The organism is Myroides sp. A21, from assembly GCF_000807225.1.
GTDB classification, from domain to species: Bacteria; Bacteroidota; Bacteroidia; order Flavobacteriales; family Flavobacteriaceae; genus Flavobacterium; species Flavobacterium odoratimimum.
Genome location: NZ_CP010327.1, coordinates 1,610,015 through 1,622,735 on the forward strand (window position 1 = coordinate 1,610,015; position 12,721 = coordinate 1,622,735).

General features: G+C 35.1%; 18 protein-coding genes. 9 read left to right on the forward strand and 9 right to left on the reverse strand.

Going from position 1 to position 12,721, the window contains the following annotated elements; translation table 11 throughout:
• The first annotated feature begins 278 nt into the window (after window positions 1–278).
• From MYRA21_RS07395 to MYRA21_RS07425, 7 genes are all read left to right on the forward strand, one after another.
• Entirely contained in the window at window positions 279–704 is a 426-nt protein-coding gene (locus MYRA21_RS07395) for a hypothetical protein (protein WP_036496581.1), read from the forward strand.
• Complete coding sequence (locus MYRA21_RS07400) at window positions 701–1,069, forward strand: BlaI/MecI/CopY family transcriptional regulator (protein ID WP_006257580.1); 369 nt, start codon at window positions 701–703, stop codon at window positions 1,067–1,069. Before MYRA21_RS07395 ends, MYRA21_RS07400 begins: the two co-directional genes overlap by 4 nt.
• A gap of 2 nt (window positions 1,070–1,071) precedes the next feature.
• Window positions 1,072–2,274 carry a M56 family metallopeptidase gene (locus tag MYRA21_RS07405; protein WP_006257579.1) on the forward strand — a complete coding sequence of 401 codons (1,203 nt, stop codon included), beginning with the start codon at window positions 1,072–1,074 and terminating at the stop codon, window positions 2,272–2,274.
• The gene (locus tag MYRA21_RS07410; RefSeq protein ID WP_006257578.1) at window positions 2,271–3,071 is read left to right on the forward strand and encodes a hypothetical protein; all 801 of its coding nucleotides are present in this window, start codon (window positions 2,271–2,273) and stop codon (window positions 3,069–3,071) included. Before MYRA21_RS07405 ends, MYRA21_RS07410 begins: the two co-directional genes overlap by 4 nt.
• Before the next feature lie 86 nt (window positions 3,072–3,157).
• Window positions 3,158–3,640 carry a hypothetical protein gene (locus MYRA21_RS07415; protein ID WP_006257577.1) on the forward strand — a complete coding sequence of 161 codons (483 nt, stop codon included), beginning with the start codon at window positions 3,158–3,160 and terminating at the stop codon, window positions 3,638–3,640.
• Window positions 3,641–3,718: 78 nt separating this feature from the next.
• On the forward strand, window positions 3,719–4,510 hold the full coding sequence (locus MYRA21_RS07420; RefSeq protein WP_006257576.1) for an energy transducer TonB: 792 nt from the start codon (window positions 3,719–3,721) through the stop codon (window positions 4,508–4,510).
• A 70-nt stretch (window positions 4,511–4,580) separates the two neighbouring features.
• Window positions 4,581–5,057, forward strand: a complete 477-nt coding sequence (locus tag MYRA21_RS07425) for a hypothetical protein (RefSeq protein ID WP_006257575.1) — start codon at window positions 4,581–4,583, stop codon at window positions 5,055–5,057.
• 153 nt (window positions 5,058–5,210) lie between these two features.
• Here the strand turns inward: MYRA21_RS07425 and MYRA21_RS07430 are convergent, their stop codons facing one another.
• From MYRA21_RS07430 to ruvC, 6 genes are read right to left on the reverse strand one after another with little or no spacing between them, the layout of a single operon-like run.
• On the reverse strand, window positions 5,211–5,741 hold the full coding sequence (locus tag MYRA21_RS07430) for a GNAT family N-acetyltransferase (RefSeq protein ID WP_006257574.1): 531 nt from the start codon (window positions 5,739–5,741) through the stop codon (window positions 5,211–5,213).
• Between the two features lie 36 nt (window positions 5,742–5,777).
• Window positions 5,778–6,140, reverse strand: a complete 363-nt coding sequence (locus MYRA21_RS07435; RefSeq protein ID WP_006257573.1) for an MmcQ/YjbR family DNA-binding protein — start codon at window positions 6,138–6,140, stop codon at window positions 5,778–5,780.
• A gap of 2 nt (window positions 6,141–6,142) precedes the next feature.
• The gene (locus tag MYRA21_RS07440) at window positions 6,143–6,514 is read right to left on the reverse strand and encodes an MmcQ/YjbR family DNA-binding protein (protein WP_006257572.1); all 372 of its coding nucleotides are present in this window, start codon (window positions 6,512–6,514) and stop codon (window positions 6,143–6,145) included.
• A gap of 3 nt (window positions 6,515–6,517) precedes the next feature.
• Window positions 6,518–7,288 (reverse strand): cyclase family protein, encoded by a 771-nt coding sequence (locus MYRA21_RS07445; RefSeq protein WP_006257571.1) that lies wholly within the window; start codon window positions 7,286–7,288, stop codon window positions 6,518–6,520.
• A 4-nt stretch (window positions 7,289–7,292) separates the two neighbouring features.
• Window positions 7,293–8,426 (reverse strand): radical SAM family heme chaperone HemW, encoded by a 1,134-nt coding sequence (gene hemW, locus MYRA21_RS07450; protein WP_006257570.1) that lies wholly within the window; start codon window positions 8,424–8,426, stop codon window positions 7,293–7,295.
• On the reverse strand, window positions 8,426–8,983 hold the full coding sequence (gene ruvC / locus MYRA21_RS07455) for a crossover junction endodeoxyribonuclease RuvC (protein WP_006257569.1): 558 nt from the start codon (window positions 8,981–8,983) through the stop codon (window positions 8,426–8,428). Before ruvC ends, hemW begins: the two co-directional genes overlap by 1 nt.
• A 170-nt stretch (window positions 8,984–9,153) precedes the next feature.
• Between ruvC and MYRA21_RS07460 the strand changes: the two genes are divergently transcribed.
• The gene (locus MYRA21_RS07460; protein ID WP_006257568.1) at window positions 9,154–10,092 is read left to right on the forward strand and encodes a lysylphosphatidylglycerol synthase domain-containing protein; all 939 of its coding nucleotides are present in this window, start codon (window positions 9,154–9,156) and stop codon (window positions 10,090–10,092) included.
• Between the two features lie 27 nt (window positions 10,093–10,119).
• Here MYRA21_RS07460 and MYRA21_RS07465 read toward each other — a convergent pair whose 3' ends face one another.
• Window positions 10,120–10,599: a hypothetical protein gene (locus MYRA21_RS07465; RefSeq protein WP_006257567.1), complete on the reverse strand. Its 480-nt coding sequence runs from the start codon at window positions 10,597–10,599 to the stop codon at window positions 10,120–10,122.
• Between the two features lie 47 nt (window positions 10,600–10,646).
• On the opposite strand from MYRA21_RS07465, the gene MYRA21_RS07470 reads away from it, so the two are divergent.
• Window positions 10,647–11,147 (forward strand): DUF456 domain-containing protein, encoded by a 501-nt coding sequence (locus MYRA21_RS07470; RefSeq protein ID WP_039328785.1) that lies wholly within the window; start codon window positions 10,647–10,649, stop codon window positions 11,145–11,147.
• Between the two features lie 160 nt (window positions 11,148–11,307).
• Here MYRA21_RS07470 and MYRA21_RS07475 read toward each other — a convergent pair whose 3' ends face one another.
• Complete coding sequence (locus MYRA21_RS07475) at window positions 11,308–11,634, reverse strand: hypothetical protein (protein WP_006257565.1); 327 nt, start codon at window positions 11,632–11,634, stop codon at window positions 11,308–11,310.
• 67 nt (window positions 11,635–11,701) lie between these two features.
• Window positions 11,702–12,574 (reverse strand): DMT family transporter, encoded by an 873-nt coding sequence (locus tag MYRA21_RS07480; protein WP_006257564.1) that lies wholly within the window; start codon window positions 12,572–12,574, stop codon window positions 11,702–11,704.
• Between the last annotated feature and the right edge of the window lie 147 nt (window positions 12,575–12,721).

The following is a 12,721-nucleotide window of genomic DNA, read 5'->3' on the forward strand; positions in this document are numbered from 1 at the left end:
TATTTAATAGATATGTACGCTCAGCTTGCACTTTCTTGGAGATTCCTAGGAGATTCCTAGGGGTTTTCTTGCCCAGAAGGTACTTTTGTCGAAGAAAGGTGCAAGAAACCCTCAAGCAATCCCCTAGCAAATCAAATGAAAACGATCATTAGTTTAGAAATAAACACTAATAAGAAATAGATCTTTTATGTACTTATTTTTAAAATAATGATGTGAATATTTGTTTTTCTAAGGAAGTGTTCTATATTTGTAGAACAACATCTACAAATACCAGTGTTATGAAGTATAGTGTATTCATTTTTAGTCTTGTAATAATTGTATCTTTCAGTTCTTGTAAGATTAATCAGAAAGTAGAAGGAGAGAAGGTAGGACGTTGGGTGTTTAAAAGTACAGTCGAGGGAAAGCAGGAGGTACAACGTGGGAAATACGACAATGAGGGTTTTCAGAAAGGGACATGGAGGTATAAGCGAGATGGAAAGCTGTATAAAAAAGAAGTGATACGAGATTCTATAGCTCACACTACTTTTTATCACCCTAATCATAAGGTAGAAGCAATCGGTAAAACGGTATTGGTCAAAACTAATAAAGGTTTACATTATTACTATACAGGATCTTGGTTTATCTATGATATAAGGGGGAGATTAATACAAGTAAAGCATTATAAAAAAGGAATATTAGAACATATTACAACTGTACGAGAATGATAAAACTACCACAAACAGAAGAACAACTAATGGAATATATTTGGGATATGGAGAAGGCATTTACAAAGGATATTATGGAAAAATATCCAGAGCCTAAACCTGCTCAAACAACAGTGGCAACGTTATTAAAAAGATTAGTTGACAAAGGGTTTATTGATTATAAACTTTATGGTAACTCTAGAGAGTACTACCCTTTAATAGCGAAGGACGATTACTTTGAAAAACATCTTAACGTCATGGTAGAGAACTTCTTTGATAACTCTGCTTTGCGTTTTGCTTCTTTTTTTACTAGAAAAAGTAAGATGAGTAAACATGAATTAGAAGAATTAAAAAAAATAGTAGATGAACAGTTAAAAACGAAATAACTATGTTATTATACCTATCCAAAATCACACTCATTCTCATTGCTTCAATAGTGATATATAAGCTTGTACTAGAGAATAGTAAAGCACATCACTTTAAGAGATATTACCTACTAGGGACATTGCTTATAGGACTTTTCTTACCGTTTATTACTGTTTCTACAGATGTGGAGATGGTATCATGGAATCAAACTTTAGAAGAGTTAAACGACGTCATTATGGAAACTCCTAAACAGGAGGTGATGGTTAGTTCTACTATAGATTGGTCTTATGGAATAGGGGTGTTATATCTGATAGGTATAGTATTCTCACTATCTAAGTTAGTTGTCGAAACTATCAAAATTAGAAGGTTAAAACAAGAAGGAACTAGTATAGAGTTCAATGATGTAGCGATAGTTTTATCTAGTCAAATCACAAATGCCTTCTCGTTTAGGAATACTGTTTACTTTCCTATTACAGAAGAAGTGTCAGAAGACAATAAAATATTGCAACATGAGATAGTACACGTACAGCAGAGACATAGCTTAGATATTATCTTGATAGAGATACTAAAAGTGCTCTTTTGGTTTCACCCAATATTCTATTATTATAAGACTTGTATAGCGTTAAACCATGAGTTTTTAGCAGATGACTCGAGCGTTTCTTCACAAGAGGAAGCAGGAGCATATTTACAGTTATTATTAGCTCAGACTTATAAACAGCATGAGTTACAAGTAACGAGCTCTTTCAACTTTAACTTGACAAAGAAGCGATTCATTATGATTACAAAAAACAATAGTCCATGGAGAAATAGAGTAGGGATCAGTTTGTCTTGTATTCTTTTTTTACTAGTGGGTACACTTGCTATTCAAGCCAAGTCAACTAATCAGAAAGTGACGTCAGATACAAGTAGTAGACCGTTCCAAGCGACAGATACGAGAGCTCAATATCCAGGAGGAATGAATAAGTTTATTAATGACTTTCTTCTAAATTTTACAGATCCATATCCCTATTCAGAAGAGAGTGAAGCTAAAGTAGTAATACAGTTTACAGTAGAAATGGATGGGACATTAGAGAATATAGTGGTTTTAAGAGATCCGCTAGGAGTAGGAGAAGAGATCGTAAAGACCTTAAGGACGATGCCAAAATGGCTTCCTGCACAGAAGAATGGAGAAGTAGTAAGCACAGTGTTTACTTTACCAATAACTTTTAAAAGAGCAACACCATGAGACCAATAACAACAGTATTATTATCATTTAAGCTATATGTTACTTGCGTAGTGACTTTATTAGGAGGTGTACTAACAAGTATGGGACAAGAGATATTAGAGGATTACAGTAACTTTCTTGCACTTGAGAAAGTTGAGCTTTCGTCAGGCGAGATACGTCTTCATAAAACTATAAAAGAAGTAGACTCTACTGTGAAGGGAGCAGAGTATATTAATAAGCATCGTTTGTTTTGGAACTACCTTGTAGTGAATTTTTCAGAGCCTTTAGAGAAGAATACATTTGCTTCGAATAAAGAGATTACTTTGTCACAAGATAGCGTTCTATCTATGATGGTGTCGGATACTATTTTTAGTCCGTTAGTAAAGAAGTATAACGCTCAAGTAATTAAAAAGAATAGTAAAAAAGATACGATCTCTATGGATGAAGTACTTAATGTTGCAGTTAAGTTCTTTAGTATAGAGAATATTACCCCAAAGGGAGAGTACACGGCGAGGGTGTGTGTAGGGCTAAATAGTATTAAAAATACTGAAGCTATACGTATGCCCTTTGTAGAAGCTTTTGCTTTCAATGCCATTATGAAGAATCTTAGAAATGAACAGTATGATGTGTATAATTACTTTATAGATTCAATAAGGGGTATTTATAAGTTAAACCTTGGTATTGATAAAGAAGAAAGATTGCTTCGTGCTCAGGGTGCTCTTTTTATACAGATGCTTCAGAGTGATAAACTGAAAGAGTTATTAGAAGATGAATATGATCTGAATAAGGAGGTATTACCTTTTGTACTTTCTTCGTAATTAGAATAAATTTATATCCAACCTGTCGTTAAAAGACGGGTTTTTTTATACTAGCACTTGAATAATTTGTATTTTTAAAACAAAAAATGAGAACTAATTATTTTAAGTACTTCTTCACTATTTATATCGTTACCTTAGTTATGGACTCGTTTGCACAAGATAGAGTAGTTATTCATGAGCATACCCCTAAGTCTGCTTTGATATGTGCTAGGTCCAATACAGATACTGTTGAATTCACGCATAATAAACAGTTTAAACCTGCTGCTTCTCGTGTGAGTGCTGATCAATTATCTATAAACTTTTCTAAGCACTTCTATCAAGCTTTTCCTGATAAGAAGGTGAGTAATAATATTAGCTTTGTTTTTGAATTAACTATTGAGAAAGACGGCTCTATTAATGGCGTCAGTGTATTGCGCAGTAACTTTACATCAGAAGAGAACGATAAGCTAAAAGAGATCATTTATACGATAACAGCAGATACGTGGATTCCAGCTTCTTATAAAGGAGAGAAGATTACTTCACAGTATACGTTACCAATTATATTATTAGCAGATGTTAATGAAATTTAGTGTCAATGTGATGTAGGGACTTTTTTGTTATAGTTATAAGAGATATCTTAGTTAGCTGTTAATAAAAAGCACAATATAATGTTCAATACAACGACAACTAAAGTAATACTAACACTTGTATCTACTACCTTATTTTGGTTAGGAGGAGGGATGCATAAAGTGGTAGCAAATAATCTATCGAATGAAGTATCTGTTCTGACAGATAAAAAGCACGCTAAGTATCCAGGTCATTTTATGAATGATTTTGTAAAAGCCTTTTATAAGAATAACCAAGAGATAGAGACAGAAGAGACAGAACTTAGTTTTACTATTAATTTTACAGTAACAGAGTCAGGACAAGTAGATAATATTACTGTGCCAGGTATTACAGACTCATCTATATCAGAGGAAGTTGTCCGTACAGTGAAGTCTCTAAAGAAGTGGAAGCCTGCTACAGAGGGTAAAACAGCAATAGCATCACGATATTCAGTACCTTTTTATATTAATTTATCAGATGTCAAATCTGGTAATAGTAAGCCAGTATATTATGCAAAGAAAGAGGATAGCTTATATCAGATGGCGACTTATCCAGGTGGTATAGACGCTTTTTGGAAAGAGTATAATAAGAAAAGAGGCCCTAATGGAGAAGCTAATTTTGTTGGGGATAGACTGAAATATACAATTACGGTGACTATTGAGAAAGACGGAACAATGACTAGCCCACAAGTTAAAGGAGTTGATAATGATAGACATCAGCAGGGAGTGTCAGAGGAGTTTATGAATATAGTAGGAAAGATGACCAGATGGTTCCCAGCTATGTATGATGGTAAACCGATTCGTAGTAAGATGAACTTTACATTTACCAATAATGTATCCATATTAGAAGTATAACGAAATCAAAGAAGAGGGCATATCGGTCTCTTTTTTTGTTTATCTTGAACTTGCTAAAAAAGAAAACAGAATGATACATAGAATCTTAAGACTAGTGTTTGTTTTTACCTTGTTTGTATTAGGTACGCAGTATAGTGTAGCTCAGAGAAAAAATAAAAAGTCAAAGAATAAACACACAACAGAAGTTGTTACAACACCTCAAGATACGATAGCTACGTATCAAGGAGATTTTAAAGAAGACTTCTTAAGGGCATTCTTTAAGGAGAGTGGTAAGATTGTATTTAATGGAGCAGAATTTAAGTTTGTTCTTAGTTTGTTATTGACTGATACAGGAGAGGTGAATGAAGTCATCGTTCTTGGTGTAGATAATAGCAATGTCAAGGAAAGAATGAAGACGATTGCGATGAGTGTAGGAACTTGGAATCCTAAGGTAAAAGAAGGAAAGCATGTCAAATCTCAAGTAACAATCCCTTTCGTTATTAAGCAAAGTGACTTTATTATGACTCCTGCAGATTTAAATAAGTTGTTAGAAAAAAATAAAGAGTAAACGATCTGTTAGTATAAAGCTATATCTCTGAAGAATGTAAACCTATTGATTTTTTATTGGTGTAATAATAACTCTGTAGTAAGTTCATAATTTGATACGAATTTATGGACTTACTACAGAGTTATTTAATAGAAGATTACTTCGCTACGATTTCTATAAGTTGATCTCATATAAGACATGCTCTACTAGAGGATGGTCTTTAGGAACAAGAGGATGATTAAAGTTCTTTACATAAGACATTCCTATTTTCTCCATTACATTATACGAACGCTTATTCTGTGTCGTAGTGAATGAATAGATCTTATCTAATCCTAAAGTTTCTTTACCAAATACTAGACATGCTTTAGCAGCCTCCGTAGCATATCCTTTACCCCAGAACTGTGGTAGCATACGCCATCCTATCTCTACTCCTGGAGCGAAGTCTACATTAAAGGTAATATCTAGTAACCCGACAAACCCAATAAAGCTTCCACTGCTCTTTTCTTCTACTGCGAAGAATGCATATCCTTGAGTATCTATTTTACTCTTCATATTGTTATATGCCTGTGTAGATTCCTCAGCTGTTTTCTTGTCTAAGAAGAATTCCATTACTTGATCATTCTGATTCATTGCTATAAAGTCAGCTAGATCACTTTCTTTATATTGACGAATCAGTAGTCTTTCTGTTTCTATAAATACTTTCATTGTTTTATTTATTTTATTGTTTGTAGAAGAGTAATACTATAGGTTAATCTCTTCACGTACTTTTTTAGTTAAGCTGTTGAATACTAAATCATACGAATGATCTATTAATTCTTTTAATAGAGGCCACTGTACAGAACCTCCTAAGTGTACACTGTTCCAGTGTTTTTTGCTCATGTGATATCCAGGTGTGATTTCACTATAATCAGCACGTAATTCTTCCGCACGTTCAGGATCACACTTCAGATTGATAAAGCAGTTCCCTTGTTCCCATTTCGTTAGGTTTAGGAGTAAGTATATTTTACCTCCCACCTTGAATGTCAGGGTTTCTTTATCAAAAGGGAAGTCTTCTACTGTCCCTTTTTTATTTAGGCAGTAGTCATAGAGTATGTGTACATCCATAGTTATAGTGGTGTTTTACCGAGTTGTATTAGTTCTTTTCGAGATAGAGTATCGTAGACTAGATCATAAGAGTGGTCTATCCATTCTTTGATCTGATCAGGTGTAAATCTACCTCTGAGATATACCGTATTCCAGTGTTTCTTGTTCATGGTATATCCATAAGTAATATCTTCATATTCTTCCCTTAATTCAGTCGCAAGTTGAGGTTCACATTTGAGGATAATATTACGATTACCTTGCTCCCAAAAGTGCATGGCAATCATAGCAAATATCTTCCCGCCAACTTGGAATGTCATTAAGTTTTCGTCAAATGGGAAACCACTTGTAGCGTAAGGTCTAGAAGAACAATAGTCGTATAATTCATCTAGTTCCATAGTTTATATGATTTTATATAATACAGGTTTACTAGGACTAGCATCATTGACAAAAGAAGCTAGTTGTATATTCAGAAAATAGAACCCATCCTTTACCTCATCATTCACATATATCATTTCTGTAATGGTAGATTCTAGTCTTGCATCATCGTTCAGATGATGCGTATCTGTTACATTCCAGAATGCCTTATGAGCGAGTAGTTGCCCGCCATCTTCTTCTCTGTCTACACTTGGCAGATCTATAAGTAGATGATTTATACCTTGCTCTCTTAAGAAGGTCGCAGCCTCAGCACATAAGTAAGGAGGATTAGTATGAGAGTATTTTCTATGTTTTTTGTTTAGCTCATTAGGCGTAGTACGTATGATAATCGCTTTTTGATGATTAGCAGTCCATACCTTTTTTACCTGTGCTAATGTGATTACACAGTCTCCATCTTGTTGTACTTCTGGAGAGATAGTCACAAGTTGAGCAAAGAAGAAATATTCTTTTAAGCTCTCATTGACATTGTAGAAGTCATACGTGATATGTCCTAGACATTCTGTATGAGTCCCATGCCCATGAGGGTTGAAGGCGATATTATTAAAGTTAGTCGAAGACTTTCCTTCGCTTACTTTTCCTATCCAGTCTTCTACGACTACAGGAGATATCTCAGGCTTATCTAGATACCATGCGATAGGGTTATCGTCAGTATTGATAAGTGGGATAGAGATATCTATCGGCTTAGAGAAGTCGATTTGATAGTCTGTATCTGAATAGGTTATCGTTGCTTTCATTGTTTTATTTCAAATCTAAATAAAATAAATCAGATGCAATACCATCACTTAAGAATTTTCCTTTATTTGTGATTGTAAGGATATCACCTTCTTTATGCATGAGTTCCTCTTCTAAGAAAGAGGCGCTAAGTTTGACTAAATAATCGTGATAAGTCTTACCGAACTCTCTTTCTACACGAGTCAGATCTACTCCCCATATCGTTCTCAGTCCAGTCATGATATATTCATTATATCGATCCGTTAGGTTGAGCTCTTCTATTTCTCTAGGTAGTTTATCTTCCGAAATATCTTTGATATAAAGGCTGTTATTCGCTATATTCCAACTTCTGTGTACTCCATCAAAGCTATGTGCTGAAGGACCTATACCTAAGTACTTTTTACCTAACCAATACGCTGAGTTATTCTTAGAATAATAACCCGATTTAGCGAAGTTAGACAGTTCATAGTGGATATACCCATTTGATTTTAGAGTCTCTATTAACAGCATAAAATGTTGATGAGCCACTTCTTCTTCAGGACTAGGGATAACCCCTTTTTTGATTAGCTTATTTAATGCTGTACGCTCCTCTACAGTTAGCGCATAGCACGATATATGTGGAATACCAAGGTCTAAGATACGCTGTACATTAGATAACCATCGTTCATTGCTCATATTCGGAATACCGTATATTAGGTCTATTGAGATATTGTCAAAGAGACTTGTAGCTATCTCTAGACATTCGATAGCTTCAGTAGAATTATGAGCCCTATTCATCATCTTCAGATCATCTTCATAGAAAGACTGAATACCGATACTTAATCGGTTCACTCTAGATGCTGCTAATTTGTATAAGGTCGCTTTATCTAGATCATCAGGATTCGCCTCTAATGTGATTTCAGGATTCTCATTAACCTCAAATAAATTATAGACTGTCTGTATTAGGTCATTAATCTCATCTACCTCCAAAATACTAGGCGTACCACCACCGAAATATATTGTCTCAATGATTTCACCATCTAGTTCAGTTTGGCGCAGTGCCATCTCATGTTTTAGACCTGCTAGCATTTCCTCTTTCTTCTTTAATGAAGTAGAGAAGTGAAAGTCACAGTAGTGACACGCTTGTTTACAGAACGGAATATGTATATAGATACCTGCCATTATTTCTTTACTCTATCTTGGTTTTGTTTTACGAATGCATCCCAGCCACTATAACTTTTAGTAGCCAATGTTCGCCCACTGTTAAAGAAGTGACAGACAGCCGCTGCTAGTCCATCCGTACTATCTAGATTATTAGGTAGTTCTTTTAGTCCAGGTAATAGTTGTTGTAGCATCTTTGCCACTTGTTCTTTACTTGCATTACCACTACCTGTGATTGCCATCTTTATTTTTTTAGGTTCATACTCTGTCACAGGGATATCGCGAGACAGTGCTGCAGCCATTGCTACCCCTTGAGCACGTCCTAGCTTTAGCATAGATTGAGGGTTCTTACCTAAGAACGGAGCTTCGATAGCAATCTCATCAGGGTGAAAAGTTTCAATTAATTCAATAGTTCTATCAAATATCAATCTTAGACGAGTATATCTATCCTCATACTTAGCTAATAGCAATTCATTCAGTTGAAGGAATTCCATCTTTTTATTCACCACCTTGATTACGCCGAATCCCATGATCGTTGTTCCAGGGTCTATACCTAATATGATTCTATCTACTGTCAATCTATTCTTGTTTTTAATATCTATGCAAAGATGATACGAAATCCACACTACTCCAAAAAACTGTTCAGTTTTGCTATAAACCTTAGCAACATAGCTTTTGTATAAGAGCTGTAGTCACTTTTTTGCACTAGATACACTATCACACTAAAAATATCGTTTACTTTGTAGCAATGAAGATACTATCTGACAAAACTAAGCAATATCTCGTACTTCTAATTAAAATATTAGTAGTAAGCGCTGCTTTTTATTACATCTATAATCAGCTGTCAAATGATGAGACACTGGACTTCCATATTTTAGGAGAAGTAGTGAGTGATCCTAAGAATTACCTTGCTATTGCTGCGTTGATGTTCTTGACATTCTCTAACCGCTTTGTAGAGATTCTGAAGTGGCAGAGTCTATCTTCGTTAATCAAACCAGTCTCAGTAGGACAAGCGGCTAAGCAAGTATTGAGTGCTTTGACACTTGGAATATTTACCCCAAATGGAATAGGAGAGTACGCTGGTAAGGCACTTTATTTTGAGAAGAAAGATGCCCCTCGTGTTATATTCTTGAATATGGTGTGTAACGGGGTGCAGGTGATCTACGCTATTGTTTTTGGGTTGATTGGGTTGACTATTCTGAATCAGTTCCATGAGATTATCCCCAATACGTATCTGTACATTGTATACGCTGTGATAGCAGTTGTATTTACGTTGTTATTCTCTATCAGAAACTTCGCTATAAAAGGCTATTCTATACAGACTATTCTCAATTTATTAAATGAGATACCAAAGAATAAACACCGCAAGAATCTATTCTTAGCCCTACTTCGCTATGCATCGTTTACCCATCAGTATGTGATTTTGTACTATCTATTTGGTGTAGATATACCTTATTTTGAACTCTTATGTGCAGTATCTGCTATTTATCTGATGGCCTCTTCATTGCCTAACTTTCAGTTTTTAGAGTTTGCTGTTAAAGGGAGTATTGCCATGTTTATCTTCACTGCTTTAGATGTTAATCAGTGGGTTGTTGCTTTAGTTGCTACCTTGATATGGTTACTGAATATTGTGTTGCCGATCAGTATCGGAAGTTACTTTGTATTGACATTTAAAGTAAAAAAATAGATAACAACAGCAGAGATACAGTACATATTACTGCTTACTCAAGACAACAGGAACCACGAATTGACTCTTCACAGGAACACCTCTTTTTAGAGCAGGATGTACTGTAGTGAAATCTTGACTTTGTTTGTGTAAGATATCATCTATTGTTTTAGTCAATCCTTTTAGGCTATCAGGAATCTCGTATAGCTGAAAGTCTATTTTAGAATTTGCTTGTACAGTCACCAGTATTTTGAGTGTGTCTAGTTGATCGAAGTTGCCTTGAATAGTATCTGCATTTAATCTTAACTGTAGATTTTGGGTAACATATGAAAAGAAACAATCCTTTTTAGCTTGGTTATCTGTTAGAGAATCACATGATTCTACAGACGGATAAGTATCTACCTTACTCCAGTCTATCTTCTCTAATTCCTCTTTTAATAAAGCCTCTTCGTCTAGTTGATAATTCGCTTTATTCTGACAACCTAGTAATACTATCGATAAGAAAATTGAAAAGAGTAATTTTTTCATAGCTTGGATTATTGTATCTTTAATTCTCAAAAATACAAAAAATACAGATGGAATATGTACTATTATTAATCAGTATCTTATTATTAGCAGGAGGACTTATCGGAAGTGTGCTACCTGCGCTACCAGGATTACCATTGAGTTGGGTAGGCATTCTATGTCTATATTTGACTAAGGGAGTAGAGATGGATCATCCTATTCTATGGGTTAGCTTTGTGGTGATGATAGCGATTTCCATTTTAGATTATATCATTCCCGCACAAGGCACTAAGGAATTTGGAGGGAGTAAGTATGGCGTATGGGGAACCAATATCGGACTAGTAGTCGGGATATTTGCACCTATTCCATTAGGGTTTATTATAGGGCCATTTGTCGGAGCTTTAGTAGGAGAGTTGATTTATAATAGCAAAGAAAAAGGTAGAGCATTAAGAGCAGCTACAGGCTCGCTGATTGGTTTTTTAGTTTCTACTTTTATGAAAGTAGTAGTCTCTATCATCTTTATAGGTTTAGGGATAAAGATTATTTGGAACAACGCCTCAGTGTGGTTCTAAGATAGTCGTCAATTATTTATCCAAAAAGCAATGTCATGCTGACGAAGGAAGCATCTCATACTATAAGAATTCTCGTATGAGATCTTTCCTATCGTCAAGGTGACACGCTAAGCGTATATAGCAACACATTACACCTACCACACAGTCTGTGACTTTAGTACTACTGTTCTATTTTTACTTTGAATGTTTCTCTCCATGCACTTGATACTTGAGTCTTGATTTCAGAATTAGTGATACGCACTTTTAGCTCATCATTAAAACGGACATTTACATCATTTGCGTACTCGTCGAAGTTATTGACACGTACATTCATACTACCATCTGCATTTAGAGGTACTAATCCATAGTTTGTATTAGCGCTAGGAGTGAAGTTAGCGGGAGTATTCGCTTGTGCAGGAGTGATGATAGAAATATCTTTAAATACTATCACCACTAGACATGCAGCTATTACTGTAAGTATAGCTTTAGTGTATAAATCAACTTTCATAATATTTTTTTTAATAGTTAACTAGTTGAAATATACAAAAATAAGCGTTCTAAATATAGACTATCTTTTATTTTTTACTTCCTAATAACGGTTTTTCTATAAAAGTAATTCCGATACCGAGTAAGATAATAGCACCTCCTATCATCATCTGTACAGTGATCTGCTCGTCTAAGAATACCCAAGCTAGTATAGCCGCTAGCAGTGCCTGACTAAGAAGGCTTAACGATACACGAGTAGCTCGCATATGCTGAGTAGAGTAGCTGATTAATAACCAAGCTAACAATTGACAGATAATCCCTTGTATCACTAGTGTCACCCATCCCTCTGTAGACCATCCCGTAAAAGGCGAACCTGCTATTAGATTCACTATCGCTAAGAACACAGATGAGACCAGTAAACTATATGTCATAAATGGGATAACTCCTACAGTAGATAGCACCTTTTTACTCATCAAGATATAGCATGCATACAATATCCCTGACAATATCCCGAAGGCAAAAGGCAGGTCAAAAGAGAAATCCATGAATACTTCTACTCCGATAAGAACCACCATCCCTAGAATAGCGAATACTGTTCCTATCCAGAAGTTAGACGTAGGCTTAGTACTTAAGAATAAATAACTACCTATACCTACCCATACAGGAGCGAGGTTAGTCAGTAATGTAGCCTGTGTAGCAGAAGACCCTTGTATCGCATAGTTCCATACAGCGATATCAGATCCGAAGAAGATTCCACATAGCACGATCAAGATCATTGTTTTAGCATCATATAGCTTGATCTGTTTCGTAAAGATAGCATAAGGCACTACGAATACTGCAGCTATAGCCATACGATAGAATGCAGATACTAGACTCGGAGTCAAGTTTAACTTCACAATCACAGGGAATATAGAGATACATATTATTCCGATAAACAATGCTATACGTGGTTTATTAGCCATAATGGGTCTTTTTTTTAATAGCTGCAAAGTAACACTTTTCTTTTGCTAGTTTCTCTGTTTTTTAACAAAGGTCATTAGAATATGAGTTAGATTGTTGTGATTAGAGAAAGGGGTTTAACTTTTTCTTCTTACATTTAGTTCTGATAA

What these genes read in the sequence shown, in the direction of transcription:
- MYRA21_RS07395 (WP_036496581.1), top strand. Translation starts at nt 279, where the DNA reads ATGAAGTATAGTGTATTCATTTTTAGTCTTGTAATAATTGTATCTTTC.
- MYRA21_RS07400 (WP_006257580.1), top strand. Translation starts at nt 701, where the DNA reads ATGATAAAACTACCACAAACAGAAGAACAACTAATGGAATATATTTGG.
- MYRA21_RS07405 (WP_006257579.1), top strand. Translation starts at nt 1,072, where the DNA reads ATGTTATTATACCTATCCAAAATCACACTCATTCTCATTGCTTCAATA.
- MYRA21_RS07410 (WP_006257578.1), top strand. Translation starts at nt 2,271, where the DNA reads ATGAGACCAATAACAACAGTATTATTATCATTTAAGCTATATGTTACT.
- MYRA21_RS07415 (WP_006257577.1), top strand. Translation starts at nt 3,158, where the DNA reads ATGAGAACTAATTATTTTAAGTACTTCTTCACTATTTATATCGTTACC.
- MYRA21_RS07420 (WP_006257576.1), top strand. Translation starts at nt 3,719, where the DNA reads ATGTTCAATACAACGACAACTAAAGTAATACTAACACTTGTATCTACT.
- MYRA21_RS07425 (WP_006257575.1), top strand. Translation starts at nt 4,581, where the DNA reads ATGATACATAGAATCTTAAGACTAGTGTTTGTTTTTACCTTGTTTGTA.
- MYRA21_RS07430 (WP_006257574.1), bottom strand. Translation starts at nt 5,741, where the DNA reads ATGAAAGTATTTATAGAAACAGAAAGACTACTGATTCGTCAATATAAA.
- MYRA21_RS07435 (WP_006257573.1), bottom strand. Translation starts at nt 6,140, where the DNA reads ATGGATGTACACATACTCTATGACTACTGCCTAAATAAAAAAGGGACA.
- MYRA21_RS07440 (WP_006257572.1), bottom strand. Translation starts at nt 6,514, where the DNA reads ATGGAACTAGATGAATTATACGACTATTGTTCTTCTAGACCTTACGCT.
- MYRA21_RS07445 (WP_006257571.1), bottom strand. Translation starts at nt 7,288, where the DNA reads ATGAAAGCAACGATAACCTATTCAGATACAGACTATCAAATCGACTTC.
- hemW (WP_006257570.1), bottom strand. Translation starts at nt 8,426, where the DNA reads ATGGCAGGTATCTATATACATATTCCGTTCTGTAAACAAGCGTGTCAC.
- MYRA21_RS07460 (WP_006257568.1), top strand. Translation starts at nt 9,154, where the DNA reads ATGAAGATACTATCTGACAAAACTAAGCAATATCTCGTACTTCTAATT.
- MYRA21_RS07465 (WP_006257567.1), bottom strand. Translation starts at nt 10,599, where the DNA reads ATGAAAAAATTACTCTTTTCAATTTTCTTATCGATAGTATTACTAGGT.
- MYRA21_RS07470 (WP_039328785.1), top strand. Translation starts at nt 10,647, where the DNA reads ATGGAATATGTACTATTATTAATCAGTATCTTATTATTAGCAGGAGGA.
- MYRA21_RS07475 (WP_006257565.1), bottom strand. Translation starts at nt 11,634, where the DNA reads ATGAAAGTTGATTTATACACTAAAGCTATACTTACAGTAATAGCTGCA.
- MYRA21_RS07480 (WP_006257564.1), bottom strand. Translation starts at nt 12,574, where the DNA reads ATGGCTAATAAACCACGTATAGCATTGTTTATCGGAATAATATGTATC.